Here is a 231-nt window from a genome sequence, read left to right as displayed (position 1 = left end):
CCGACGAGGTGGCGGCCGTGGCGCGCTTCCTCGTGAGCGACGCCGCCTCCTACGTGACCGGGGAGGTCATCCGCGTCGACGGCGGCATGGCGATGTAGCGGTGATACGAGGGGACGGTCCCCTCGTACCATCGTTGGGAGACGAGATGGAACACAGGGTAGCTATCACGGGTATCGGCGCTGTCACCCCGCTTGCCAACACGGCCAAGGAGACGTGGGAGGCCATGGTCGC

General features: G+C 67.1%; 1 protein-coding gene. It reads left to right on the top strand.

Annotated features, from left to right (window positions below; genetic code table 11):
* The first annotated feature begins 8 nt into the window (after window positions 1-8).
* Window positions 9-98: an SDR family oxidoreductase gene (locus tag H9X80_RS09300; RefSeq protein WP_342590906.1), complete on the top strand. Its 90-nt coding sequence runs from the start codon at window positions 9-11 to the stop codon at window positions 96-98.
* The last annotated feature ends 133 nt before the right edge of the window (window positions 99-231 follow it).

Origin of the sequence: Olsenella profusa, from assembly GCF_016900315.1 — a bacterium.
Lineage (GTDB): Bacteria > Actinomycetota > Coriobacteriia > Coriobacteriales > Atopobiaceae > Thermophilibacter > Thermophilibacter profusus_A.
This window is presented reverse-complemented; position numbering and strand designations above follow the sequence as displayed.